Origin of the sequence: Wylensekiella montiformis, from assembly GCF_009697385.1 — a bacterium.
Lineage (GTDB): Bacteria > Bacillota > Negativicutes > Selenomonadales > Selenomonadaceae > Selenomonas_A > Selenomonas_A montiformis.
The window spans coordinates 16584-39316 of sequence record NZ_VUNL01000011.1; the positions used below are offsets into that span (position 1 = coordinate 16584).

General features: G+C 54.3%; 16 protein-coding genes. 3 read left to right on the plus strand and 13 right to left on the minus strand.

All coding sequences use genetic code 11. The annotated features are described in order from the left end of the window. Nucleotides 1-41: 41 nt before the first annotated feature. The 9 genes from FYJ78_RS09775 to FYJ78_RS09815 form a co-directional block, all read right to left on the minus strand. Entirely contained in the window at nucleotides 42-1433 is a 1392-nt protein-coding gene (locus FYJ78_RS09775) for an MFS transporter (RefSeq protein ID WP_154621210.1), read from the minus strand. A 312-nt stretch (nucleotides 1434-1745) separates the two neighbouring features. After that, entirely contained in the window at nucleotides 1746-2636 is an 891-nt protein-coding gene (locus tag FYJ78_RS09780) for a DMT family transporter (RefSeq protein ID WP_154621211.1), read from the minus strand. A 44-nt stretch (nucleotides 2637-2680) separates the two neighbouring features. Next, the gene (locus FYJ78_RS09785) at nucleotides 2681-4096 is read right to left on the minus strand and encodes a GntP family permease (protein ID WP_154621212.1); all 1416 of its coding nucleotides are present in this window, start codon (nucleotides 4094-4096) and stop codon (nucleotides 2681-2683) included. Between the two features lie 127 nt (nucleotides 4097-4223). After that, nucleotides 4224-5111: a myo-inosose-2 dehydratase gene (iolE, locus tag FYJ78_RS09790; protein ID WP_154621213.1), complete on the minus strand. Its 888-nt coding sequence runs from the start codon at nucleotides 5109-5111 to the stop codon at nucleotides 4224-4226. Between the two features lie 94 nt (nucleotides 5112-5205). Continuing rightward, nucleotides 5206-7155, minus strand: a complete 1950-nt coding sequence (gene iolD, locus FYJ78_RS09795) for a 3D-(3,5/4)-trihydroxycyclohexane-1,2-dione acylhydrolase (decyclizing) (protein WP_154621214.1) — start codon at nucleotides 7153-7155, stop codon at nucleotides 5206-5208. Between the two features lie 48 nt (nucleotides 7156-7203). Beyond that, complete coding sequence (locus FYJ78_RS09800; protein WP_036375835.1) at nucleotides 7204-8001, minus strand: 5-deoxy-glucuronate isomerase; 798 nt, start codon at nucleotides 7999-8001, stop codon at nucleotides 7204-7206. After that, nucleotides 7998-9032, minus strand: coding sequence for a 5-dehydro-2-deoxygluconokinase (gene iolC, locus FYJ78_RS09805; protein ID WP_154621215.1), 1035 nt, complete (start codon nucleotides 9030-9032; stop codon nucleotides 7998-8000). The genes FYJ78_RS09800 and iolC overlap by 4 nt, the downstream gene beginning before the upstream one ends. 13 nt (nucleotides 9033-9045) lie before the next feature. After that, a complete protein-coding gene (locus FYJ78_RS09810) occupies nucleotides 9046-9888 on the minus strand; it encodes a class II fructose-bisphosphate aldolase (protein ID WP_154621216.1) in 843 nt (280 codons plus the stop codon). Between the two features lie 39 nt (nucleotides 9889-9927). Beyond that, the gene (locus tag FYJ78_RS09815) at nucleotides 9928-11097 is read right to left on the minus strand and encodes an iron-containing alcohol dehydrogenase (protein WP_154621217.1); all 1170 of its coding nucleotides are present in this window, start codon (nucleotides 11095-11097) and stop codon (nucleotides 9928-9930) included. A gap of 379 nt (nucleotides 11098-11476) precedes the next feature. Between FYJ78_RS09815 and FYJ78_RS09820 the strand changes: the two genes are divergently transcribed. Beyond that, complete coding sequence (locus FYJ78_RS09820) at nucleotides 11477-12280, plus strand: DeoR/GlpR family DNA-binding transcription regulator (protein WP_154621218.1); 804 nt, start codon at nucleotides 11477-11479, stop codon at nucleotides 12278-12280. A gap of 31 nt (nucleotides 12281-12311) precedes the next feature. Then, nucleotides 12312-13736 carry an aldehyde dehydrogenase family protein gene (locus tag FYJ78_RS09825; protein WP_154621219.1) on the plus strand — a complete coding sequence of 475 codons (1425 nt, stop codon included), beginning with the start codon at nucleotides 12312-12314 and terminating at the stop codon, nucleotides 13734-13736. 167 nt (nucleotides 13737-13903) lie between these two features. Here the strand turns inward: FYJ78_RS09825 and FYJ78_RS09830 are convergent, their stop codons facing one another. Both FYJ78_RS09830 and FYJ78_RS09835 read right to left on the minus strand, forming a co-directional pair. Further along, on the minus strand, nucleotides 13904-16813 hold the full coding sequence (locus tag FYJ78_RS09830) for a metallophosphoesterase (RefSeq protein WP_154621220.1): 2910 nt from the start codon (nucleotides 16811-16813) through the stop codon (nucleotides 13904-13906). Between the two features lie 167 nt (nucleotides 16814-16980). After that, the gene (locus tag FYJ78_RS09835; protein WP_154621285.1) at nucleotides 16981-18333 is read right to left on the minus strand and encodes an MFS transporter; all 1353 of its coding nucleotides are present in this window, start codon (nucleotides 18331-18333) and stop codon (nucleotides 16981-16983) included. A gap of 281 nt (nucleotides 18334-18614) precedes the next feature. On the opposite strand from FYJ78_RS09835, the gene FYJ78_RS09840 reads away from it, so the two are divergent. After that, complete coding sequence (locus FYJ78_RS09840) at nucleotides 18615-19466, plus strand: helix-turn-helix transcriptional regulator (protein ID WP_154621221.1); 852 nt, start codon at nucleotides 18615-18617, stop codon at nucleotides 19464-19466. A gap of 73 nt (nucleotides 19467-19539) precedes the next feature. Here FYJ78_RS09840 and FYJ78_RS09845 read toward each other — a convergent pair whose 3' ends face one another. Both FYJ78_RS09845 and FYJ78_RS09850 read right to left on the minus strand, forming a co-directional pair. Next, the gene (locus FYJ78_RS09845) at nucleotides 19540-20688 is read right to left on the minus strand and encodes a twin-arginine translocation signal domain-containing protein (protein ID WP_154621222.1); all 1149 of its coding nucleotides are present in this window, start codon (nucleotides 20686-20688) and stop codon (nucleotides 19540-19542) included. A 96-nt stretch (nucleotides 20689-20784) separates the two neighbouring features. Beyond that, on the minus strand, nucleotides 20785-22707 hold the full coding sequence (locus tag FYJ78_RS09850) for a phosphatase domain-containing putative toxin (RefSeq protein ID WP_154621223.1): 1923 nt from the start codon (nucleotides 22705-22707) through the stop codon (nucleotides 20785-20787). Between the last annotated feature and the right edge of the window lie 26 nt (nucleotides 22708-22733).

Sequence of the window (22733 nt, forward strand, 5' to 3'; positions counted from 1 at the left end):
ACAATAAGATGAATGAAAAAGATCATGCCCATCCAAGGCGCTTAGAGTTCCCCCTTGGCTTCGCGGGCAACGAGATCCCGCATGATCTGCGGATAGGCCTTATCCAGCTTATACGAGACAAGAACGACGATCAGGACAGCCCATACCAGCAGCGGTCCCCATTTATAAATCGAAACAATCATATCAATAACATTCTGTGACTGAACAACGGCTCCCGATGAAGTGGCAACATAACCGACATAAGCGAGCAGACCGGTAAGGATGGCGCTCGTAAGACCGGAACCGACTTTTGTCCCGACAGAACCGCCGGAGAAGATCAGACCTTCCTGGCGGATGTGGGTCTTCCACTGGCCATACTCAACAGCATCGCCGAGGAAGCCAAAGATGACGGACTGGACCGGAGCAAAGCCGATGCCGCGAATGACGCAGCTGAATACGACCCAGTTGAAGTCCGTCGGGTTCAGCAGGAAGATCGCATGACCGGCAAAGCAGAGGCTAACGCCGTAAAGACTCATATTGCGCTTGCCGAAACGCTTGAGGAGTCTTGGACTGAAGACGGCCATGACAAAGATCGTGATGAGCGTCTCCAAGAGGTACAGTCCGCTGTAAAGCGAATCATCCATGAAGATGTACTTGCAGTAATACGGCAGAATGGTACCGGTGATCGTGAAGATGACGTTCTGCATCATCCAGATGATCATGCCAGCCCAGAAGTATTTGTTGACGGCCAGGCACTTAAGCGCTTTGCCGACTGGTACCTTAGCAACCTTCTTACGCGCCTCGATGACGACCGTCTCTTTACATTTCGAGAAACAGAAGAGCAGCAGCAACAGGGCGACGACAGCCCATACGCTCATGACTTCGACCCAGGCCATCTGATTGTCGCCAAAGACCTTGACGAGCGGCAGCGTAGCCGAGACGGAAAGGATACGGCCCCAGGGAGACAGGCACATACGCGTGATGGAAAGCATATCACGCTCTTTCGATGAGCGCGTCATCATCGCGGACAGCGAGCCGTACGGCAGGTTGAGTGCCGTGTAGCAGACCGTCGTGCAGAGATTGTAGGTCACAAACAGGTATGCAAACTGCATAGCCGAGGAACCATGTGGCACCGTGTAGATGAGAACGATGGAAATGGCAAATGGCACGCTCATCCAGAGAATCCACGGCCTCGATTTGCCCCATTTTGAATTCGTGCGCTCGACGAGGAAGCCCATGATGACATCGGAAAAACCATCGAAGCAGCGGGAAATCAACATGACCAGACCGACCATGGCCGGGTCGATGCCCGCGTAATCGGTGTAAAAGAATGTCAGGATGCCCATTGCACCCCAGACGACGTTCTGTGCCGTATCGCCGAGACCGTACGCAATACGCGTCAGCCAGGGCAGATGCGCACCGGATTCAGCCGGAGCTGCTCCTGGATTACTCATTGAAAACCCCTCCCAGATTGAAAATAAAAAGATCCTACGCGTGATATCTCGTGGAGGAAATTGCCTCCATCTCTATCCAGATACTATATTAATATTTTTCGCACTATTTCATCTATATTTTCTTGTCTTTCTTGAGCATGTTATGATTTTATTTTGTTATCATCATTGGTATTTTCAATGCTTTATTGGGGCTATATTTATGAGGTCGAATTATCTTGCTATAAAATATTGTTTTTTGCCTCTGAAACAATGGAAAAGCGGTCAAACGCCATGCATCTGACCGCTTTTCTAGTAATCTCTCTGAGGGCCGACTCACCGAAGGCCGCCATGTGTCGTCAGGTAGACGCCGCCAAAGATGGCCGCTGCGCCGAGCAGTTCCATGATGCCGATGACCTCGCCGAAGCAGAGGACACCGCCGATCATACCGACGACTGGCGTGATGTTCTGGAAGATGGAGGTGACGCTGGCACCGGCATTGTGCACGCCGATATTCCAGAAGAGCATCGCCATGACGCCGCCGAAGATGACCGTGTAGAAGAACGCAATCCAGAGCGTGGGCGTCAGCATGACGGGCGCAAACTGCCCCGTCACTAGGCCGTAGCCCGTCACGATGAAGGCGCCGAAAAGCCCGGCCCAGCCCGTCGTCTGCAGCGCAGACATGCGCCGCATGATCTTCAGGGCGATCAGGGAATACGTCGTCCAGGCCACCTGCGCGAGCAGGAAGAGGATATCGCCTGCATTGAACGACATCTTCTGGATCACGTTGAGCGAGCCGTGGCTGATGACGAGCAGCGCGCCGAGGAAGGACAGGACGATGCCTCCCCAGGCCAGCAGGCTCAGCCGCTCGCTCACGAAGATGACCGCCATGAATGCCGTGATGGCGGGGCTGGCCGCCGCGATCAGCGTGCAGTTCGTCACCGTCGAGATAGCGAGGCCCGTGAACTGCATAACATTATTGAGCCCAATGCCCGTGACCCCCATGAAGAAGAGACCGAGGAGGCAGCTGCGCGGCGGCAGCAGGCGCTCGCCGCGGTAGACGGAGAGTGCCAGGAGCGTCGTGCCAATCAGGTAGTAGCGCATGGCCGTGATCGTCACAGGCGACCAGGTCGTCACGAGCCACTTGATGCAGAGCGGCTGGATGCCCCAGATGATCGTCGTCGCCGCCAACAGGAAATACGTCTTTCGTTTTGTCGCTTCGTCCATATGAGACATCCTCCTTTTTCTAGCGTCTCGATTTCTGCTGCTCGTCATTCAATACCTGTCATCAGGTAGACGCCCAGGCAGGCGAAAACGACAAGCGTCTTCAGGAGCGTCAGGATCACAACGTCGTAATACGACTCGCGATGCGTCAGGCCGCAGACGGCGAGCAGTGTGACGAGTGCGCCCGACTGCGGCACGGTGTCGATGCACTCAGAGGCCATGCAGATGATGCGGTGCAGGACATCTGCACTCATGCCGATCTGTTGCGCCCAGGCCAGCCACTCCTGTCCGAGCATGCCGAGGGCAATCGTCATGCCGCCCGAGGAAGAGCCCGTGACGCCCGTCATGATGCCCGTCGTCACGATGGCAGACATCAGCGGGCCGTCGCCGAGGTGCAGGCCGAGCAATGCTTCCTTGATGATCGTGAAGGCTGGCAAGGCTGCGATGACACAGCCGTAGGCGTAGCCTGAAGCTACGTTGAGGATGGCCGTCGTCGAGCCGATGGCTCCCGTGTTGATGGGCTTTGAGAGACCGCCCTTGAGTCTCAGCCGTCTGCGGCCGATGATGGCCGCGACGATGGAGCTCACGATAAGAGCCGCATTGATGGACCAGATGGCCTGTACCTTGTCGACGCCGCCCGCGAGCAGGGAGAGGTGCAGTGGGATGAAGCTGTCGAGGCTTTCCGGATCCCAGTGGTACGCCCAATCCCAATGGAACGGATTGATGATCAGGAGATTCAGCACGATAACGAGAAGCAGCGGCAGTGAGGACAGGAGCCAGTCCGGCAGAGCCTCCCGCGACTCCTCCGGCTCATTGAGCACATGATGACCGTATCCCTCACCCTTTGCCTTGAGTTTCTTGTGGCGATAGCTGATCCAGCCCCAGGCCAGTCCGAAGTAGAGTACGGCACCGATGAGGCCGAGCACCGGAGCCGACCAGGTCGAAGTGCCAAAGAACGACGTCGGGATGATGTTCTGGATCTGCGGTGTGCCCGGGATGGCCACCATGCTGTAGGTGAAGATACCCATCCAGAGCAGCCCCGGCAACAGACGCTTCGGGATATCAGCCTGCTTGAAGAGGATGGCAGCAAATGGGTACATGACAAAGGCGACGACGAAGACAGAGAGGCCGCCGTACGTCAGGACGCCGCATCCGAGCAGTACGGCCAGAATGGCCTTGTCGCGGCCCAGCGCCGAGACGATCTTGTCGGCCACGGCCGCCGCGAGCCCGCCCTGCTCCATGATCTTGGCGAAGACGGCGCCGAGCAGGAAGACGGGGTAATACGTCTTGATGTACTCCGCGGCTTTCGTCATATAGATCTCACTGTAGACCGGCATGGAGGCGTGGCCGCTGCCGATGGCGGCGACGACGGCGAAAATCGGTGCGATGAAGATGATAGAATAGCCACGATACGCGAAGAACATCAAAAGTATCAGGCTGAAGACAATCATGCTAATGCCCATGGAGATAATTCCTTTCTAGATGATCCTGAATGATTCCAAGAGAAACGGTGAACCGGCAGAAAAAAGGCTCCCCTGCCCATAGTGGACAGGAGAGCAGTCTTTCTGGGAATCCGATGCCTTCCGGCAATCAGATATGTGCTTTTTCCTTGATATACTTGCGAGCTTTGATCGCATACTCGAGCGGGTTGGCCTTGGCCGGATCCTGCTCAGCTTCGACGATGAACCAGCCATCGTAGTCGCTGTCATTGATGATGTCGAAGACCGGACCGAAGTCGAAGTCGCCATCGCCCGGGACCGTGAACATGCCTGCGCGGACGCCTGCGAGGAAGCTCATGTTCTCTTCCTTGACTTTGTTGCGGATGTCCATGCGGATGTCCTTGAGATGTATGTGGCGGATGCGCGGCAGGTACTTCTTGAGGATGTAGATCGGATCCTCACCGGAGCAGACGAGATGACCCGTATCGTAGAGCAGGAATACGAGGTCTGGATCCGTCATCTCCATGAGGCGGTCGATCTCTTCCGCCGTCTGGACGCAGGTACCCATGTGATGATGGTACGTCATCGTCAGGCCGATTTTCTTGGCGACAGCGCCGAGCTTGTTGAGGCCCTCAGCGAGCGTCTTCCACTGCTCTTCCGTGTTGTACGGCTTATCGCGGAAAACGGCCTTGTCGAGCTTGCCCTGAACACTCGTGCCCTGCTCTGCGACATTGCAGAACTTCGCCCCCATGGCCTTGAGGAATTCACAGTGCTTGATGAAGTCTTTCTCGACCTGCTCGTACGGCTGCGTGAGGAGGTAGGAGCTGAACCATGCGCTGGCGATCTGGAGTCCGCGCAGGTCAAGAGCCTTCTTGAGGACAGCCGGATCTTTCGGGTACTTGTTGCCGATCTCGCAGCCCGTGAAGCCAGCCAGAGCCATCTCGCTGACACACTGTTCAAACGTGTTCTCTTTGCCGAGGTCCGGCATGTCGTCGTTCGTCCAAGCAATCGGAGCGATGCCAAGTTTGATATTAGCCATTTGATAAACCCCCAAACTTCAATTTATACAACAGGGCCCGCCTGCCGCAGGTGCGGCAGGTGCCCTCCATACACAAGATAGACAAGAAAACGGATCAATACTTGCGAGCTGCATCGTAATGCGGCTTCATGAGTTTCTCGTAACAGTCGTGGACTTTCTTGCTCTTGGAGACCTGTGCGACGCCGACACGCCACCAGTCACCGTAGCCATGGACCATCGTCTTCGGCATGACCTTGCAGTCGATGAGCGTCGAGACCTTCTGCTTCTTAGCATCCTCGATCGCTGCAATGAGCTCTTCCTCAGTGTGAGCCGTGTAGCTCTTGCAGCCGTAGGAAGCAGCGTTCATGGCGAAATCAACCGGTACATAGGCACCGTCGAGCTGGCCCGTCTTCTCGTTGCGGAAGCGGAACTCCGTGCCGTAGCTGCCCTGGCCGTGGCCGATCTCGAGGTTGTTGATGCAGCCACCCTGCATGTTGTCGAACAGGATGACGTTAATCTTCTTGCCCTCAGCGATGGACGTCGGCAGTTCCGAATGGAGCATCATGTAAGCATAGTCACCGACGAGAGCGTAGACCTCGCGCTGCGGCTCAGCGAGCTTGACGCCGAGCGCCGCATTTACTTCATAGCCCATGCAGGAGAAGCCATACTCGACATGGTAGCTGCCGACCGTCTTCGGACGCCATACGCGCTGCAGGTCGCCTGGCAGGGAGCCCGATGCACCGACAATGATGCCGTTCGGATCCATGTACTCCTCGAGCAGGCCGAGGACGCGCGTCTGCGGCAGCGTCCCGCCGACTGCTTCTTTATAGGCTTTCTCCGCTGCCTTGTAGTCGAAGTCATCGTTGACTTCCGGCACGAAGTTGTCGCCGAACTGGATGTGGAAGACGCGCTCGACTTCCTTCGTGTAGGCTTCCTTGGCTGCCTTGATGTCAGCAGCATAGGCATCCGACACATGGTAGCCCGTCTTGCCGAGTGCCTCGTCGAGCATCTCAAGTGCTGCACCGGCATCGCCGACAACCTGGATGCCATCGAGCTTGTAAGCGTGGAAGCGGGAAACGTTGATGTTGACGTACTGGACGTTCGGGTTCTGGAAGATCCACTTGGAGGACGTCGTGAAATCCGTGTAGCGCGTGCCGACGCCGATGACGACATCTGCATCCTTGGCGAGCGTGTTGGCTGCAAGGCCACCCGTCTCACCGACGCCGCCCATGTTGAGCTCATGCTCCCACGTGATCGTGCCCTTGCCGGCCTGCGTCTCGCCGAACGGGATGCCGTACTTCTCAGCAAACTTCTGGAATACCGCCTCTGCCTCGGAGTACTTGACGCCGCCGCCGAAGATCATCAGCGGACGCTCAGCCTTCGCGATGGCCTTGACAGCCTCTTCGATGGCACGTTCCGTCGGCTTTACGCGGTCGATGTGATGGACGCGCTTCCGGAAGAAGTACTCAGGATAATCCCAAGCCTCGCCCTCGACATCCTGCGGCAGAGCGATGCAGACAGCACCCGTCTCAGCCGGGTCCGTCAGGACGCGCATCGCATTGATGCAGGCCGTCATGAGAATCTCAGGACGCGTGACGCGGTCCCAGTATTTGCAGACGGCGCGGAAAGCGTCGTTCGTCGTCGTCGTCAGGCTTACCGTCTGCTCCATCTGCTGGAGTACCGGATCCGGCTGGCGGTCAGCGTACGTGTCGCCCGGCAGGAACAGGACTGGGATGCAGTTTGCCGTAGCCGTAGCAGCTGCCGTGACCATGTTGGCAGCGCCCGGGCCGACAGAAGACGTGCAGGCGTACATCTGCTTGCGGCGCTTCTGCTTTGCAAAGCCCATCGCTGCGTGTGCCATGCCCTGCTCATTGCGGCCCATGCGCATGATCAGATGGCCCGGATCCTCTTCGAGAGCCTGGCCGATGCCGATGACATTGCCATGGCCGAAGATGCCGAAGATGCCTTCGAACATCGGCACTTCTTTGCCGTCAAATTCTACGTACTGATTATTGAGGAACTTCACGAGAGCCTGTGCTACCGTGAGTCTGATTGTCTTAGCCATTGGAATACCCTCCACTATGCCACGTTTCACCACGTCGCGGATACGCTATCACTTCTTGTGCGGCTGCCAGATCTTCGAATCGGCATCCGGCTCGAGCAGCCAGGTGTGCTCCGGCAGGTCATTGCGCGTCTTCTTCCACGGATCGCCGTCGAGATGACGAATCATCCAGCTGTACCAGATGGCGTAGCCAGGAGCTGCGCACTGCGGATGCATGTAGCCGCCCGAGATCTCCGACCAGGTGTTGTCCTCGATCTTGAAGACGTTGTCGCCGATGAACGCACAGCCAAAGCCCTGCGGACGGTCGACTTTGTAGGTGTAGACTTCCGGCTGCGGATGATTGTGCGGCGTGTAGCCCGTCCAGCAGCCCGGCGTCATGATGACTTCGCCGTTGACCATGTTGGAGTACGGCGCATTGTCGTAATCGAAGATCGTGCGGACCGTGCGCTCTGCCGTGCCCTGCCATACGCCGCCGCCGAAAACGTCAGCCTGGACATCTTTCGGACGGTAGAAGACCGGCTCAAAGTCGCGGTCGTTGAGCGTCTTCTGGATCAGAAGCTCCGATTTCTTCAGGGCCTTGACGACGACCTTGACGCCGTGCGGCACGTGCAGGCAGTACGGGTTCTCGTCAAGCAGCGACTCGCGATGCATGAGCTCTTTCTTGCCATTCCAGCAGATCTCCACATCGCCCGTCGTGATGACGAAGGCCGTCTCCTGAAGGGGATCTTCGAACTCGACGATCTCGTTCTCATCCATCTCCTGGTAACCGATATCCATGAGCATATCGCTCTCGCGCGTCGTCATTGCATTGTAGCCGTGCTTGAGCTGACCTAAGCGACCGAATCTCATAATGCTGCCTCCCAATCCAATTCCGTGATGACTTTCTCGTCTTTATGTTCCTGCATGAAGGCGTCAATCTGCTCAACCGTCTGCATGGCATCTGAGCAGCTGTGGCTTGCGACGACCATAGCGGCGTGTGCCGTGCCGTGCTGCAGAGCCTGCGGCACCGTCCAGCCTGCGAGCAGGCCATAGACGAAGGCGCTGCCATACGCATCGCCGCCGCCGAACGACTTCAGCAGCTTGATGTGGTACGACTCAACCTTGTAGGCCTTCTTGTCGGCCGTGTAAGCGATCGAGCCCTTCTTGCCGTGCTTGATGATGACGATCTTGGCACCCTGCTCGATGTACTTCTCGGCGATGACGTGATCTGCCGGCTCCGTTGCCTCCTCATCGAGACCTTCCGTGAGGTTGACCTCATCGCGCGAACCGATGATGACATCGGCCATGCTCGCGAGCAGCGAGTAGTAGATCTGGATGTCCTTCTTGCTGCGCCAGCTGTACGGACGGTAGTCGATATCGAAGATGACGCGCGTGCCATGTTTCTTGGCGTACTGGACAGCCAGCAGGCAGGCCTCGCGCGACGGGCTCTTCGAGAGCGCCGTGCCAGAGACGATCAGGATCTTGCTGTCGGCGATGTACTGCTCATCGACATCTTCCGGCGCAATCTCGAGGTCAGCGACCTGGTCGCGGTACATCAGGATGCTCGACTCCGTCGGGCTCTTGATCTCCGTGAACGTCAGGCCCATGCGCTCGCCGTTCTTGGCGCGCGTCATCTGGGACGTGTCAATGCCACGCTCATTGAAGTAATTGAGGACGAAGTCGCCGAACTGGTCGTCGGATACACAGCCGATGAAGCCGACGTTCTTGCCCAGTTTGTTGATGCCGACGGCTATGTTGCCCGGCGAACCGCCGAGGTACATGGAGAAGGTCTTGACCTTGTCCAAGGTGCGGTTCAGTTCATTCGGATTGAAATCCAGCGTGACGCGGCCAATCAGGACGACATCGCGTTTCTTGTTTTCATCAAAGCTAATGAGTGCCATATCTTTATCCTCCTCATGCCTTCTGTTCGAGACCGAAGATGTGCATGTGTTTCTTGACGTTCTCGCAGGTACCCTGTACGATGGCATCGCTGAAATCGAAGTACTTTGCCTGCGGGTTCGCTGCGGCGACTTCCTTGATCTTCGCAGCCGAGGCATCGTACGACGCCGTGGCGATGTTGATCTTCTGGATGCCGTTGGCAAGGCAATTCTTGAAGTCCTCTTCCGTCAGGCCCGTGCCGCCGTGCAGGACAAGCGGCGTCTTGACGGCTGCATGGATTTCCTTGAGGCGATCGATGCGGAGCTTCGGCGTCTCCTTGTAGTTGCCATGCGCCGTGCCGATTGCGACGGCCATCGCATCGATGCCGGATTCCTCGGCAAAGCGCTTGGCTTCCTCGACGCTCGTGACGAGGACATCCACGCTCTTGTAGTCGCCTTCCGCGCCGCCGACGCGGCCAATCTCACCTTCGACATCAGCGCCGTAGCGCTTCGCGAGCTTGACGACTTCCTGCGTGCGGGCGATGTTCTCATCGAGCGGGTACTTCGAACCGTCGAACATGACGGACGTGAAGCCGAGGTCGAGCGCGAGCTTGATCGTCTCCATCGTGCTGCCGTGGTCGAGATGAACGGCCGTCGGCATCGAGCATTTCTTGGCGGCCGCGATCATCACAGGGCCAAGCAGGTCGAGTGGCGAGTAGCGCAGGCGGCCTTCGGCGATCTGCAGGATCAGCGGGGCCTGAAGCTCTTCCGCTGCCTTGATGGCTCCCATGGCCATCTCCATATCCGAGACATTAAACGCGCCGATCGCGTATGTGTTGTCCGGCTTGCTTATGAGGTCTGTCAAATGTACGAGTGGCATGACCACCCCTCCTATTCTATCGTGCGAATTCCCAGCTTATCAGAAGAGTTCCTTGTAGATCTCGATGAGCTGTTCCTTCGTTGGGATGCGCATCGTGTTCTGCGGGCTGCCGCTCTCGAGCGCATCGGAAGCCATCTTGTCGAGCTGTGCGAGGAAGTCTTCCTTCTTGAAGCCGCGCTGCTCGAGCAGGGACTCTGCCGACGGGATGCCGACTTCCTTGCAGAAGCGCGTGACCTCTGCGACGAATGCCTCAGCTGCATCGTGGTCCGGCGTAGCGTCATCCGCAACACCCATGACGCGGGCAATCGTGGCAAAGCGTGCCGTGTTCTCCTCGATGGCGAACTTCATGCAGGCTGGCAGCAGGATGGCATTCGAGACGCCGTGTGCGATGTGGAACAGAGCGCCGATCGGGCGGCTCATGCCATGGACGATCGTGACGGAGGCATTGTTGAAGGCGATGCCGGCTTCCGTTGCCGCGATGCTCATCTGCAGGCGGGCTTCGACGTTCTTGCCATCCTTGTAGCAGATTGGCAGGCTCTTGTGGATCTTCTTGATGGCCGAGAGGGCGAACGTATCGGTCAGCGGCTGTGCCTTGCGGCTCGTGTAAGCCTCGATCGAATGGCAGAGCGCATCGATACCCGTTGCAGCCGTGACAGATGGCGGAGCCGTCATCGTGAAGGTCGGATCGACAACAGCGAGAGCCGGGATGATGGACGGGCCGCCGAGCAGCATCTTGACGTTGTTCTCCGTATCAGCGATGATCGTGTTCTTCGTGACCTCAGAGCCCGTGCCAGCCGTCGTCGGGATGGCAACGAGATACGGGACCGGCATGTCGATGTTGACATGCATGAACTCGTTGATCTTCTTGCCTTCCGGCTGCGTCGACATGAACATGATGGCCTTTGCCGTATCCATCGGGCTGCCACCGCCGAGCGCGACGAGGAAATCGCAGCCTTCTTCACGGTATACCTTCAGGCCGGCATCGACGATCTTGTCCGTCGGCTCCGAATTGGCACCAGCGAAGGTGACATACGGGATATTCGCCTTGGCGAGTGCATTCTCGACTTTCGCCGCATTGCCGAACTTCACCATGAACTGATCCGTGACGATCAGGGCCTTCGTGCCCTTGCCCTGGATGTGCTGGCCGAGTTCTTCAATGACATTCGTGCCCGAGATGATCTTTGCCGGAACCATAAACGTATAACCCATGTTTTCCACTCTCCATTCCAAACCACATTATATTGAGTTTATTATTGATAAACTTTTGATTATCTTATGGTTTAAATTTAATACTTTTAAGGATAATTGTCAATATGGTTTTGATGATTTAAGCAAGATTTTACCAAATCTCATGATTTCTGATAACTGCGAATAATCATTACGTTTCTTCCTTATAACTTAAAACAGTGCGCGTCATACGAAACGATATTTTTTCGTTTTTCCCTTGTACATCCCAATCGTTTCGATTATAATAAATTTATAAAACATACTCATAACATGATTATTTTTTGAATGTCTGTTGATGAAGTTTCACGAAACATGATTCACTGCGCGGAACTTCTGCAGACAGATAAAGCAGGTGATCCGCATGAAAATTGATCGAATCAATCGCATCCATGAAATGTTGCGCGATGTACACAACATTTCCATCAATGACCTCTGTGATACCTTTCAGGTCTCAAAAAACACCATACGCCGTGACATCGCAGAACTTGAACAACAGGGCATCATAAAAAAAGTCTACGGCGGCATCGTTCTTGCAGAGTCCTCCGGAAATCCGGAACCTTTTGCCTCCCGCGAAAGCCGCAATGCAGAAGCAAAAAAACAAGTGGCGCACATGGCAGCCGGATTTGTTCATGACGGAGACGTCATCTACATCGATTCAGGCACGACAACCATGCACATGATTCCGCATTTGACTGAGAAGCAACATCTGACCATTGTCACGGCCAGTGTTCATGTGATCAATGCCGCTTCCAATTATAGTAATCTCAATGTATTGGCTACAGGCGGGTCCCTGTTCTCGCCATCGAAAGCCTTTGTCGGGCCACAGGTCATACAGGTTTTACGCCGCTGCAACATATCAAAGGTTTTTCTTGCCAGTACAGGCATATCCCTCGAGCACGGGGCCACCAATGCTTCTCCGCTGGAATGTGAGATCAAACGCTGCCTCATTGAAAAGGACTGCAAACACTTCCTCCTTGTTGACGATTCTAAGTTCGATGTAGCGTCTCTGATGAGTTATTGTTCTTTAAAAGAGTTTCAATACATCGTCACCAACAGACTTCCCCCTGAAAAATACCAGTCATACTGTACCGCAAATCGTATCCAGCTCATCACGCCGGACACGATACACAAAGAGGAAGTCGAGAAACCCACAATGATGCGTTGATCAGCAATTGAACTGTTTAGGAGGTATTCTCATGAAAGAACAGCCCTTGTACATCGGCGGTCAGAAAGTCATAACCGAGAAGACCGTCCCTGTCTACAATAAAGAGACGAACGAAATCATTGCCGAGATTGCCGTCGCAGGCGAGGCGGAATGCCGTGCGGCCGTCAACGCGGCCGAGAAGGCCTTCCGAGAGGTCAAGCTCTCTGCCTACGAGCGCTACGAAATCATCCTCAAGGCCGCCAACCTCATGCGCGAGCGCACCGAAGAATTCGCCGCAGCGCTGTCGGCTGAAGCAGGCAAGCCGCTGCGCGATGCCCGCGGCGAGATCGGCCGCGCCTACCAGACGCTGATCCTCTCGGCAGAAGAAGCCAAGCGCCTCAAGGGCGAGACGATCCCGCTCGCCGGCGCGCCGGGCTGCCAGCACAAGCTCGCGTTTACCATCCGCCAGCCGCTCGGCGTCGTCTGTGCCATCACGCCGTTCAACTTCCCGGTAAATCTCGCCGCCCACAAGATCGGACCGGCGCTCGCGGCCGGCAACACCGTCATCTACAAGCCGGCCTCCGCCACGCCGCTGACGGCCGCCCTGCTCTGCGACGTCTTCCGCGAGGCGGGACTGCCGGCTGGCTGCCTCAACCTGCTGACCGGCCCCGGTGCACTCGTCGGCAAATACCTGACGAGGGATGCGCGCATCCGCATGTTCTCCTTCACGGGCAGCGTCCCCGTCGGCAAATCCCTGCAGGAAGCCGCCGGGTTCCGGCGCGTGGCTCTCGAGCTCGGCTCGAACTCCGCCAACATCGTGCATGAAGATGTCAAGGATGTCAAGAAAGTCGCCGAGCTCTGCGCAAAGTACGCCTTCCTCAACGCCGGCCAGGTCTGCATCTCCTGCCAGCGCGTTTACGTCTCGCGCAGCATCTACCAAGAGTTCTGCGGCTACGCCGTCGCCTTTGCCAAGACATTCAAGAGCGGCAAACTCAGCGACGAGTCGACCTGCCTCGGCCCGATGATTGCGGAAAAAGAAGCCGTCCGCATCGAAGGATGGGGCAAGGATGCCGCAGCCGCCGGTGCCAAGGTACTGACCGGCGGCCACCGCCACGGTGCCTTCTACGAGCCGACCATTCTCACCGATGTAACACCCGACATGAATGTCGTCAAGAACGAGGCATTTGCCCCCGTCTTCTCGATCATCCCCTACGACACGATTGAAGAAGCCGTCGCCGGCGTCAACAACTCCCGCTACGGCCTGCAGGCCGGCGTCTTCACAAGCTCTCTCGCCATCGCCCACTACGCAGCCGAGCATATCGAAGCAGGCGGCGTCGTCATCAACGACGGCTCCAGCTTCCGCATGGACAACATGCCGTACGGCGGCGTCAAGGACAGCGGCATAGGCAAAGAAGGCCCCGAGTACGCTATCCGCGAACTCACGGAAGAAAAGACCATTATCATGAATTTCGATTGAACTAGAGAAACGAACCGACTGCATGGATTCCATGCAGCCGGTTTTTTTGCACACATCTACGGTCAAGCATGAGGACCTGTTTTTGCTTCGGTGTTCCGTCGAATGCGCTCCGACACCAAAAAGAGGACAGGAATGATCCTGTCCCCGTAAAAAAGATTGAGAGGTTGTCATCCATGGATGACGTCGGTGTATTCGGGATAGTCGCGCAGGCGGTCGACTGGCGGAAAGCCGACGGCGCCGGTGAAGCGGCCGCGTTCCCAGTCGGGGCGCGTCGACCAGAACATATCCGTAAAATCGCGTCCATTTGAAGCCACAACCTGATAACTCAAAAGCTCCGGCACAAAAGTGCCATCCGGACCTACTTCAGCCGAAAACTCCGTTACAATACGCAAAAACTGCGCTTCCGGCAGGCCGGAAAGATCAACATAATTCGTTCCATTTTTAAGGACGATCTGCCTGCTCCCCTTGACCGTTGCCATATCATCCGATACTTCGACCGTAGCCTTCAGCCCTGCCTGCAGCGGTAAATTCGTTCTGGCTTTCAACTGCGTAAAGCGCCAATATTTTTTCTGCGTCTTAAAGGATGTGTTGTAAATGGCCGGATGACGCCATTCTGTCGTATGCGTACCTACCTTGAGAATATTGCGGAAATCCAGCCATACAGCAAGAGCTTCACGTTTTGGCCCCTCCGCTTCCGGATTCTCGCAGATTTCCCGATTTTCTTCCGCAGTCAGTCCTTGTTCATAGAAGCGGACCTGTCCGATCCGCCCCGGCAGATGAGTAAAATATTTGGGGCGGCCAATATCGGGGATTACGTGGCCAATATAAGAATAACCGACAAAAATCGGCTGATCCGCCCACTGACGGATCTCACTTTCCGCTGAGACGCCGGCAACATGCGCCAGCTGCTGCCCATCACAATAGGAATCACCGCCGGCTTTCTTATCAAACGTCATCGTATACTGAGCCCAGCTGCCAACTTTTGCTTCTCCGCCCTGCCAGGAATATTCTGTAATATCATGGCAGATGCCCCATTTCAATCCACCGGTACGTTCCACTACCATGCGCAGACAGTACGTCGCTCCCCATCCGACCGATTTTCCACGAACCATCAGCGGATTATGTCCCATCTCACTGGCTCTTGCCAGACGCTCGATGTTCGCCCACACCATACCAGTAAAGCCCTGTGGTGCTTCAAGATCACGGCTCGCGGGAATCTCAATATAGTCACCATACTGTTCAAGAGCCACTTCCATGTGTCCATCGATCTCACGAACTTTCGGAGAACCATGCAGCAGCGCTGTATGTCCGCGGCCGGATTTATCCAAAATGCGCGGGATAATACGAATACCGCCTTCTATGGATACCTCTTTGGGAAGCTGGTCGGCGATACTGACCTGATATTCGCCGCCCTGCTGAAATTTATAATGAAACTCGATATAACGTTTCTCATGAGCGCGAAAAAACAGACTTTTCGTTTCCGCTATGCGCTGATTGATATAGAGCGGCACCGAAACAAAAATCTCATGATCGAGATTATTGGTCGCCTCAATCCCCGCAACCATGCAGTCCGCTGACTCCCCCCTTCCGGGCTGCACCCGCATATGTGCGAACGACAGCTGGGTAGGCTCAAATACAACAAGCCTGAGTTCCGTATCACCGACACACAAAAGATGCTCACCGGGCTGCATAGCCTGATAAACAGACTCCACTTTACGCTTCTCTCCCGGTTCCAGCGTCACGACCTGACTGTTCTCTTCATTGCCAAACAAATTGATGGTATGCTCCATCTTATTGTCAAAGAGACTGATTGACACCTCGGCCATAGCCGTACCGCGATTCTCTGCCAAGGCCCGAATTTCCACGTTGCCATTATTATCCAATCGACGCAGTTCAATATCGGTCAGACGAATATCCGGCTCATCATGTGTCAAACAAATCGTATCAACAAGCTTTTTACTGCCGTTTTCCAAAAATCCATAGAGCCGATACGTAAGCGTTTTCTCCGTCACGTCGAGAATTCCATAATTGCTCCGGCCTGTTGCTACAACCTCCGGAAATTCACTCAGGAGACGTTTTTCGCCTGTGTTTTTCGTATATTCCGCCTCCGGATCCTGAGCGCTGCCCTCGCAAACATAAACCGTACGAGCTCCCACCTTCGGGTCCACCGAAACAGCCTTGACATAATAATGAAGATGTCCCCCCAGAACAAGCTGCGCTTTGCAGCGCTCGGCAATCGGTACGATATAGCGGTTATTGAACGAATCGGTATATGGATGATGCATCATGAGGATACGCCATTTTGCCCTGCGGGCCGCCGGACTCGTCAGATCTTCTTCTACCCAGCGCAGTATATCATCAATATGTCTGCGCGTCTCCGGGTCAAGAGGCACCTCGGAATTCACCGCATTCATCTCAAACAGCCCCCAGGGGTTGCTGTCAATCAGCGTAAAATGCGCGGGACCGTAGTCAAAGGAAAACGTATTGCCGCCATCCGGAGTATGAACCGTGCGCCCCTGCGGTGCCGCAAAGAACGCATCATAAAAGGGGCCGTCGTCATGGTTCCCATGAATATAATAAACCGGGGTTCGTGCAAGGATCTCCGAAATTTTGTGAAACCAGTTGTCCTTGTACTGATCATGCTGGTACCCGGTACCAAACGAAATATCGCCTCCATGAAGAATGATTTCCGGTTTTTCTTCGGTCACAGCCTTCTTAAAAGCCTCATTGTTATGAAAAAGATGAGAATCCGACAGCGTCAGCAAATGGATGGACTGCGGCTCTCTGCGCAGCGTCCGAAAGGATGCTGCCGCTACTTCGCCGTTTCCACTGACCATATAGGCATATTCTGTATCTGGCACAAGGTCCCGGATTACCGCCGTATACAAAAAAGCTCCCTTGGGATATTCACGACAGGGTTCCTCCTGCCTGCAGCACACATCCCCAAAAAATTCTGTTCCATCCGCCGCTCTGGCCGTCACCTTGAACGGTTCCGATGCAACCGTCTCCCATGCCACGGTAATTTGCGTGTCATGTGGATCCAGAAGGTAGGGCCCATTGATGATGTTCTTGTTCATATTATCTTCCTTCCAAGACCTGACATAATCCTTGCTTCGACTTCAGCCGCAAAACGGGAATGCCAAGGGAGCGAGGTCATGATAAAATCTGACGATAGACGATACTTTGAACACAAATCATTCTTCCCCTATTATGATAATAGAGAAAGAATGATGTTGCAAATCTTTTATTCAGCCTCTCCATCCGCTTCTTTGTGTTTCTTCGCCCAAAGAGTCGGCACAATGAGCAGCGTCATAATGGCCACCGACGCAATCCAAAAATTCGTGATGGTTTCAAAGTGATAGGTCGTAACACCGTTCACAACTACCTTAGCCGAATCCATCAGGATGCCGTTGACGATATCCTGCAGGGCAGCGCCGCCGTAAGCGAGCAGGCCGATGACGCCCATTGCCGCACCAGTTGCCTTGCGCGGGCAGAGATCAACAGCCAGCAGGCCGCCGACGAAGCAGAGGATGACGCCCAGGCCGAAGCCGAATACCGCAACGCAGATTGCCGCCAGTGTCGGATCATCAGCCGGGACATAGCAAACGCCAATGATACCGATCAGCATGACGATGCCGAAGACGATCGTCGTGATGGAGTGATGCGAATGGAATATCTTATCCGAAATGATACCGGAAAAGAACGATCCGACACCGCCGAGAATCGGCGAGAGCGACATGATGCTGCCGGCCGTCACGAGGTCAAATCCCTTCGCTTCCTGCAGGAAGATGACGCCCCAGCTCGAGATGGAGTAACGCGAGATGCCGAGGCAGATTGCCGCAGCGGCGAGCAGCCATACGTACGGGTTCTTGATGACCATGAGCTGTGCTTCCTTCGTGGAAACCTGCTGCTCTTTCTTTTCCTGGGCGACTTCGCCCTCAAACTCATTGGCAGACGGCAGGCCGTAGGTTTCCGGCCGGTCGCGCATAAAGCGATACATGATGAATGCAAGCACAATGCAGGCGACGCCCGGCACAAAGAACGCTGCATGCCAGCCAAGAGCGACGATAATCATAGATGTGCCGAGGTATGTGGCGCCTTCGCCAACATAATGGGCAATACTGAAAACGCCGTAGTAAGTAGCAAGCTGACTTTTCGCAAACCACTGCGAAAGAGATACAATACACGGTGCGGATCCCATACTCTGAAACACACCGTTAACCGCCCAGAGTACAATGAACACCCATGTTGCGCTGCTCATGCCGAGAATCGCATTAACGATAGCAGCACCAAGCAGGCCAAGCGGAACAATCTTTTTAATATTGCAATGATCGGCAATAAAGCCATTTGCACATTTGCCGATCGCGATAGCAACGAGCATCCCCGCTCCCATCATGCCAAGTTCTGTCGGCGTGAAGCCATCTTCCAACATCGGCTTTTTCGCAACGCCCAGAGTCATGCGCATCACATAATACATGCCATATCCGAGAATCATAGCTGTAACAGCCTGAAACCGCGCTGTATGATACATCTTCCTGACCACGTTTTTGTCCTGAATACGAGGCTTATCGGGTCCTGTCAGAAACCAATTCAGCATTTCTTCCACCTTACCTTTCCCCTGAAAACAACACAGTGTTTTTTCCAATCTCTCCGGAAAAGACTGGATTTTTTGTGATTTCTCAGTATAATAATAAGTATGAAGATTAAACTTCCCAAAAGTCAATCATCAAATTATCATTAACTGATCTTTCTGAAACTCATTATACCGAAAAGCGAACCAAAAGTTCTCTGTTTTCTTGTTTCATATTGTGCGAAAACTTACAATTTTTGTTTTTTGCACAAATTCTCCAGTATTTTGACACAGAAAGGTCGGACACTATGCCTATCATTTCCATCGGAACCCCAAAACGATCGATATTCGAGCCCGGCAGCCGCCCTTATCTTGAATCCGTTGAAACCATCAACCATATGACGCCCTTTGGTACACTCAAATCGCATCAGGATATGGCAGAGTTCCTCTTTATTGAAAAAGGCCATTGCCGCATGCTTCTCCCTGACAGAAGCATCCCGTTGCGTGCCGATGATCTCGTTCTCATCAACAGCGGCGTACTGCATGATTTCAAGATCCACACGTCTTTCACGGCCTTTACGATGCATATCAGTTCACTGCATCTCTGCGGCCTTCCGCCGGGACATCTGACAAAAGCAGCCGTTCCTGTAGTCCTGCGCGTCGGTTTAGAGGGAAACCATTCTTTTCTGCGTACCTTGATGAGGGAACTCCAGCTGCTCGCAGCGCTCAATGTCGAAAGCGATGCACGGAATGAAATCGCTGCCGTCCTCGTTCAGGCATTCATTATCGCTTCCATAGAGCTCGCCCGAAAAAAAGAGACGGGGGAAGAAAATACATCCTTCAACATGGGAATACGCATCAAGGAATATATTGATGCCCACTACCTGGAAAACATCAAGCTGCACGATATTGCTGAGGCGCTTCACATCAATCTGTATTACCTCTCCCATACCTTCAAGGATGTCACGGGTTCCTCGCCTATGCAGTACATCATCCGCCGCCGTATCGATGAAGCACAAACACTTCTCCTCACAACAAATATGACGATCACCGACATTGCCATGCAATGCGGCTACAACAACTCCAACTACTTCCAGTCCGTTTTCAGCAACATCGTCGGTATGCCTCCGGGCAAATATCGCAAAACATGGTCCCAGTGACAGCGAAACATTGCGGAGAAAAAAATCCCCTGAACCAGAAGAATCTTCTTCCTGTTCAGGGGATTTTACCCGTTTAGTCAGGGATAACCGAGGCTCGGACAGCCTGCCGGAAGGCATCGTACCCCTGATCCGCAAGGATTTGGTAGAGATGCATATCCGACGCTTGTGAGTAGACGTAATTGCGCAAATTATAGAACTTGCTGCTGTCGAGATCTGCCTCCGTCAGGCCATAGTCCGACAGAGCGACTTTCTTCAAGTATTCCTGCGTCCAGGACGAAATGCCCGACGTCAGGACGAAGTCGTGATCGCCGAGGTGCACCAAAAAGGATTCCGGACGCCTCGGCAGAGGCAGCGTCTCTCCGTCCGATGCCAGATAGCCTTCTTGGATCGGATCTTTGCCGGCAATGATGGCAGCCGCCTTTATATAGCCGACTGGTTTTTTCTCTTCGCTTGGCCACCCCGCATGATCATGAGATACAGCTACTGCTACCACAACATCCGGGCGCAAGCCGCGATACATGCAGTCTGCAACTTGCTGGATGTGATGGCAGCCTGTACCGGCAATCTTGATCTCCGGCAGGCACTTATGATCCGGAGTCCACTGCAGGATCCACGGTTTAGTCAAGTCGTGCAGCAGCACCGCTTCTGTCAGCAATTCCCGATTCATGGAATATCCAAAGAACTGCTCGTAGTTCTCGATTAGGCTCAACCCTGTTTGGAGATCCGTTGCGACATGCGTGATCAGGCCGCATGGATAAGCGTGATGACCGCCCCAACCTGCACCGGCGGCGTCCCAGAAATTCAACTTATTCTTGACTTCGGGGAAAATCTGATCGATTGTGTTCTCTTCTTTGATATATCCCGCTGCCAGCAGTGCCTTGCGGCAGGCTTCCTTGCTCGCCTTATCCGGGTATTTCTTCAAGATCAGCGGCTTTGGAGATTTCAAGCCCTCTAAAACAACCTTCTTGACCGTCTGATCCTGAAGACCATTCGCTCTGTCCATGAGCCAGTTATAGCCATATTCGCGCAGCGGCGAGCGCTCAGCCATCTCAGTCGGTGACAGTTTCTCCATCTCCGAGAATTTAATAGCCGTCGTCTCAATATTGCGCGGTGTGGCAGCGCTCCGCTTGGGCAAGATGGAAGCAGCTGCAAATACAGCAGCTGCGCCTGCAGCCGTTTTCAGGAAATCCCTGCGATCGATTGATTTGTCCCAGATTGCCATAATAAACCTCCTTCTATTGTGCGATACACAGCAAACAGGCCTAAAAGGCCTGTCCGCTGAATCAAAGTTGTTTGTTGAGAATACGCTTCATCAGCATCAGATATCCTGATGTGCGGCGAGCCACTGACTCCAGCTCGTCTTGAATCCATCGGCATGATTCTCCTGGACGTACTGATAGAACTTCTCTACCATATGTGCCTTCTGGTGATAGTAGTCAGCCTTCCACTGATCCGGCTTCGGTTTTGCAATTTCATAAGCAACGTAGTTGCCGCCGAGCAGGTACTGACGCGAGAGGATATCGCCAAGCGAGACATCCGGGTTCTTCATCATATCGTACATAGCCATGTAAGCCGTCGTGCGGCCTGCACCAGCCTGGCAGTGGAAATGCAGCCAAGCATTTGCCGGCATCGTACGCGTGAAGTTGATGAACTCATCGATATTGGCAGCCGACGGCCAGATGTGATCCGTTGCCGCAATGCGATAATAATGGAGACCATTTTTCTCGACCAACTGCTGCTCCGTCATGACGGATTCAATCTTGACCGGTTTTGGGTCAATTGGCATCTTGTCCTTGTCAAGCTCTGCTACGATAAGGCTCTTGCCTCTTGCTGCGTTCAGGCGGCTGTTCTCATCCTTGAGTACCTCGGCCTTGTTCTTGCCGAGGTTCCCCCAATCGCGCAGGCCATACCAGCTGACTGCACTGCCGTTAAAGACACCGTGCGTCTCCTGACGGAGGTCCATGATGTAGATGGGGCCTTTCGCCTGCTGTTTGAGAATCGGCAGCATTGCCTGAAGCTCACCATTGGAGAATTCCGCACTGCCGGACATGTAGAGCGTATCGAGTCCCTTGCGCGTCGGCGTCGGATTAAAGCCTTTACCTGTCTTCTTGACATTGACATCCGTCTTGAAGGCCGAATTCATCGTGCGGAAGTTGCGCGGCAGCTGATTGCGGTTCTTCGTGTCCATGCGCCAGATGTAACCGCTGTAGTCCGGTTCCCACGAATTGACCTTGTTCTTCTTGGCCCAGACACTATACGGCGTCTTGAGGTCAGGATTCTCTTTTACATAATCATAGAAATGCTGGACGAACTGGTAGCGTTCGATATACGCCTTGCGGCCGTAATTTTTCTTCTTATCTGGAATCTCGCTGAGATCGACAATGCCGATGAGCTTCTGACGCTGGATGATGTCGTCAAAGCTGACATACTTTGCGTTCTTGAGAATATCATGCATGACCATGAAGATAGTCGTGCGCCCCATGCCGGCATAGCAGTGATAATGCAGCCATGCATCCTTTGGCAGGGACTTGTAGAACTCCAGGAACTTGTCGACATCGGGATCATCCGGGCGGAAGTGATCCTGCAGCGTCAGGCGGAAGTAATTAGCACCATGCTGCTTGACCATCTGTTCCTCGGTGCGGACTTTGTTATAGTTGACATAAATCGGGGAAAGGAGCACGTTCTTTTGATCGTCAAAGCGATAAATCGATTTGACCGTGCTGTCCTTGAACGAAGCAAGCTGCTCTTTTTCCAGCGGGATGATGATATCTTCTGTACGTCCATCATTTCCCCAATCGTGGTTAGCGAACCAGCTGACAGCCGTGCCATTGAGGTAGCCATGCGATTCTCCGCGCAGATCCACATCGTAGAACTGCGATGGTTTTACCGGCACTTTCTTGAGGATTGCTTCCAGCTCTTTCTCGGAAAAGCAACTGGAAGCCGATACGTTCATCGTGTCCATGCCTTTACGGGTCGGCATGATGCCGGTCTTCGTCACACCGACGTACTTGTCGCTGCCCATGCGGAAGTTGCGCGGCAGCTGATTGACGTCAGCGCGGTCGATCTTCAGTGCAAGCTTCGGCGGGTTCTTAACGACAACCGGAGCCTGTGCCGCAGCGGAGACCTCCTGAGCGACGGCAGCTGGAGCCTGAGCAGCCCATGACGTTCCCGGCAGCTGTGCACTGCCGAGCATGACGGCAACGGCAACAGAGAGCAATGTCTTTTTCTTGAAACTTATCATGAAATCTTCACTCCTCTTTCAAAGCG